The organism is Methylorubrum podarium (assembly GCF_022179745.1).
Taxonomy (GTDB): Bacteria; Pseudomonadota; Alphaproteobacteria; order Rhizobiales; family Beijerinckiaceae; genus Methylobacterium; species Methylobacterium podarium.
Window position 1 is genome coordinate 1 of the sequence record NZ_BPRD01000569.1, and the last position, 3,910, is coordinate 3,910.

Annotated in this window: 1 protein-coding gene; it reads right to left on the bottom strand. The window is 69.0% G+C overall.

Going from position 1 to position 3,910, the window contains the following annotated elements; all coding sequences use genetic code 11:
- Positions 1-23 precede the first annotated feature (23 nt).
- Positions 24-3,812 (bottom strand): autotransporter domain-containing protein, encoded by a 3,789-nt coding sequence (locus MFF42_RS23710; protein WP_238258242.1) that lies wholly within the window; start codon positions 3,810-3,812, stop codon positions 24-26.
- Positions 3,813-3,910: the final 98 nt, after the last annotated feature.

Sequence of the window (3,910 nt, forward strand, 5' to 3'; positions counted from 1 at the left end):
GCCGCGGCGATCCTGCACGGACATCAGAAGCGGATGGCCAGGTTCCCGCTGAGCGTCCGGCTGTCCTGGCGAGTCCCCCACCGGGCAGCGTAGCGGAACCCGGCTTCCACGTTGGTTGCCAGATCGATGGCGAGGCCGCCCTGGAAGACGGCGGTGTTGCGATCCAGCGGCAGGCCGCTGATCGACACCGAGGGACCGTCGTCGATGCTGATCGACTGGATCAGCGCCGTCCGGCCGATGCCGTGCTCCCAGCCGGCATCGATCCAGGGGCGCAGGGCGAGCCCTGCGACCGGGATCGGATCGGCGGCGATGCGCAGACCGAGCGCTCCGAACAGACGATCCTGCGCCGCGGCGGCGCTGGAGAGCCGCAGCAGGGGTGCCGTCTCGGTGAAGGCCTCGCTCGAGAGCCTCACCCAGTTCAGGCCCGCATAGGGCTGCAGCGAGAACGGCGCCGCCTGGATGGCGTAGGCGACCTCGCCGAACACCATGGAGCGGTCCGCTCCGGGACGCACGACGCTGTCCGAACTGCCCCAGGGCAGGTTCAGGCTCCGGTGCATCTTGGTGTCGAGCCGGGAGTAGACGGCCCCGAGGCTGACGCTGGCCGGCCCGGACCACGCGTTGGCGTAGAGGCCCGCGTGGTAGTTGTCGCTTCTGACTTGGCCTCGGCCCGCCGCACTGAGGCTGCTGGAGGTCACGCCGGCGACCGCGCCGACCCGGAGCGGCAGATCCGCGGACGGGATACCGTCGACGCCGAACAGGGCGCCACTGGTCGCGTGCGAGGCCCGCGCGAGGCCGGCGGGCGCGGTGCTCGACCCGCTGTCGTCGATCCATTGTCCCCACACGCCCTCGCCGGCCGCGGCGGGACCGGTCAGGCGGCGCTGCAGGCTCTGGCGAAGGAGATCGCCCTCGATCAGCGCGATCCCCCGTCCGGTGGCCTGGAGTTCGTTCCCGAGGATCGCGAGGACCGGGGACACGTCGCCGCCGTTGCCCTGGGCGAGCCAAGTCCACAGGCGGCTGCGGCCGTCGAGGCCATCGATCCCGCCCGCGACGGCGCTCTGGTTCGGCGTCGCCGCGAAGCGGGCGAAGGGCAGGTCGTTGCGGACGAGCGAGACCGTCGCGCCGACCCCGCCATAGGAGACCTGCGGCGTCAGGAAGGTCCAGTTCCCGGCGACGGAGGCGAAGCGCCCGGCCACCGCCCCTCCGATCAGGGGAATGCCCGTGAGCGAGGCGAGCCGGTCACCCTGGACGACCCGCAGGGCTGCGCCGTCGATGGTGGCGGTGCCGCCCACCTGGGTCAGCGGCGCGGCCGCATCAGCCGCGAGCGTCGCCACGTAGGAGGAACCGGGGGCGAGGACGAGGTCGCCGAGGAGCGTGAGCGTCCCGCTCGCGCCGCCCTGGCTCAGGGTGGCCCCGCCGGCGAGGCGCAGCGACCGGGCGGAGCCGTCGCCGCTGATCGTCGTCCCGGTCGCGGCTTCGATCCGCATCGCCGGCAGGTTGCCGTCGAGCTGCAACCCGCCGCCCTCGATCGCCGCACGTCCCGAGAAGCCGCCTGTTCCGGCCAGATCGAGAAGGCCCGCGCCGGTCTTGCGCAGCAGGCCGCCGCCCTCCAGACGGTTGGTGAGCGTGCCGTCGACCGACTGCGCCAGTTCGAGCACGGCGTCGTTCGTGACCACGCCGGTTCCCAGGCCGCCGGCCCAGGTCGTCAGCACGCCCTCCCGCACGTTCGTGCCCCCGGCGTAGCTGTTCTGGCCGGTCAGGACCAGTTGGCCGGTCCCCGCCTTGGTGAGCCCACCCGGACCGGAGATGTCGTTGCGCCACACATCGAACGCGTTCAGCCCGCCGCGCGCGGCGTCCATGGTGACGGTCACGGTGCCGGTGAAGGATCCGTAGCCGTCCGCGGCATCCATAAGGTTCAGCCGGGCATAGCCGTTCGAGAAGGCCTGGCCGGACGCGATCTGCGTCGAGGCCAGCACGTCGCGGCGCTGCTGGTCGCTCAGATAGGGGAAGCGGCTCTCGAGCAGGATCTCCGCCCGGTTCGGGACGTCGGCCGGAAGGGTCGTGTCGCCGACCGTCGGGAGGCCGTAGCTCAGCCGCGCGCGATAGACCTGCTTGTCGATCGCGTGCTGGGACGTGTGGTCGGCCGCGGGATCAATCGACCCAAGACAGGTGGCGACGCTGCCGCCGCAGGCTTGCGCGAAGTAGGCAGCCGCCTGCTGGACGGCGCCGGCCCGCAGATCCGCATTGGCCGGATCGCTCAGATTGCGGGTGGCGAAATAGGTTCCCTCGATTCGGCCGCCGATCACGCCGAGCGGTCCGTTCAGGCCGGAGACGATCTGGCTGTTGCCGATCTCCGAGGCCCGGAAGACGAGATCGCTCAGCTTCCAGGGCACGGCGTAGCCGAGCGCCAGCGCAGAGACGTACGCCTTGGTGGTGACGGCGCTCGGAAACCCGTCGTCGGCGGCCTGCGCCACCGGCTTCAGCGAGGCTTGCACGAGGTCGCCGAGCGGCTTTCCGTTGAGAGCCGAACCGGCCGCGCCCGGGAACGTGAAGGCGGCGTTGGCCGTCGCGGTGGAGGTCGACGCCTGGGCCGCATCCACCAGATCGACGACCTTGCCGAGGGCGGAGGCCGAGGTTCCCGCTCCGGTGCCGGTATCCGTCACCACCGTCGAGGACGCCGCGCCGTCGATGCGCGTGATCGAGGTCGTCGCGCCCGCGCCCTGCCGGTACAGGTCGGCGAGCGGACCCAGGCCGCTGATGACACCGTAGCTCTGGTTGCGGCGATTGTCGTAATAGGCGGCCGCCTCCTGAACCGGGGTCCGGGAGCCCGCGATCTGCGCGCCGATCTCCAGGTTGCGCTGCAGCAGCGCGGCGCCCGCGGCGGTCGGCTTGCCGCTGCCGCCCGAGGCGGTCCAGTACTTGTCCATCTCGGACAGCACGTCCGCGCTGCCCGTCCTGTATCCGAACAAGGTGGCGAGCGGAGAATGGTCGGACAGCGGCTGCCCTGCGGAATCGTAGAACAGAGGGTTGTCGAGAACGTACTTCAGAGCCTGAAGCTTGAGATCGTCGGATCCGCGATAGAAAATCTTGTCGACGACTTCGCACTTGCTCGGATCAGGCAGGATTTTGGAGCAGACGAGGGCGGGGGCGCCGACCGCGGGCGCGTTGCCGCCCAGGATCAGGTCGACCCACGGATCGCTCAAACCGTTTTGGTCGAGGATGTAGCGCAGGTTGTCCGGACCGCGCGTGTAGCGGGAGTTCGAATCCATCATCAGCAAGACGGCCCGCCCGGCGGAATACGTCTTCATGAAATCGGACATCTGACGGAGATTGGCGGCACGCGCCCGCATGTCGGCCGACTTATCGCCGGCGGTCGTATGCGTGTTGTAGACGTCGAGCGCCGATCCGTCGGGAAGGACCGTCCTGGCGACGGTGAAGCCCTTGCCGGCCAGACACTCGATGATGTTGCTGCAATCCCGATACGGAACGTGCAGGATCTGGTTCGGTGCGGCGGGATTCGGCGCGATCCAGGGATACTTGCTCAGCGTGTTCAGCCCATCGGACTCGAAAAATCCCGATCCGGCGGGTGTGCTGACATATGGAAACTTGAGAGCCGACTTGAGATCTTCCTGGTATGGACCCCAATTCTCCTGCACGTTCACGATATCGTAATTGTTGAGAAGCGGCGATATCAGCTTCGTGTTCTTGTCTGGTGACTGGTCGGCGTTGAAACCCGCGGGCAGGCCCGCGACGTTGTAGCTGAGAACGTTGAGTTGACCGTAGGGGCGCCAGGCGGCACCGGGCGAGGATGGCATCGACTGCGCTTGGACTGGGCTCGGCTGCGCGGAACACACCATCAGCTGGCTGAAGGCAAGCGCGATCGCCGAACCGAGCTTGAAATGAAAGATTTTCA

What these genes read in the sequence shown, in the direction of transcription:
- MFF42_RS23710 (WP_238258242.1), bottom strand. Translation starts at nt 3,812, where the DNA reads ATGCCATCCTCGCCCGGTGCCGCCTGGCGCCCCTACGGTCAACTCAAC.